Origin of the sequence: Haloferax sp. KTX1 (assembly GCF_902410085.1) — an archaeon.
Lineage (GTDB): Archaea > Halobacteriota > Halobacteria > Halobacteriales > Haloferacaceae > Haloferax > Haloferax massiliensis.
The window spans coordinates 1-454 of the sequence record NZ_CABPRH010000165.1; the positions used below are offsets into that span (position 1 = coordinate 1).

The 454-nt window shown below is 65.4% G+C and carries 1 pseudogene; it reads left to right on the forward strand.

Annotated features, from left to right (window positions below):
* Positions 1–413 (forward strand): annotated as a pseudogene (locus tag FY251_RS22755) (class I SAM-dependent methyltransferase); the annotation flags it as partial.
* Between the last annotated feature and the right edge of the window lie 41 nt (positions 414–454).

The window sequence follows — 454 nt, forward strand, 5'->3', positions numbered from 1 at the left end:
CAGCGACCATCCTGAACCGAGAGGAAGCTGTCCCGGAGTCGCTCCCGGCGGCAGAGCTTGAAAACGTGCAACTCCTCCCCCACCGGACGGACCTCCTCGAATACATGCCGACCAGCGCGACCGCCGCCGAGTTCGCGGTCCGGAGACGGTTCGCCGAATCAATCGTCCGGGTCACGCGGCCGGAGACGCTCTCTCTGGTCGATGAGTGGGAAAGCGACGAGGAGCGCCAGGCTGTCGAGCGGCGCTGTAGCGAGCACGGGGTGCTGTCCGTCTGCGGGACGCTGGGCCCATCTCCGTGCTCCGTGATGCCGACACCGACTCGCTCGACTGGGTGTATATCAACAGCTCCCACGAGTATGAGGCGACGCTGGCCGAACTCAGAGAGCCAGCGGGCCGTCACAGCGGACGGCTAATCGCGGGCGACGACTACAAAATCGTGAACGGCGTCATCCCT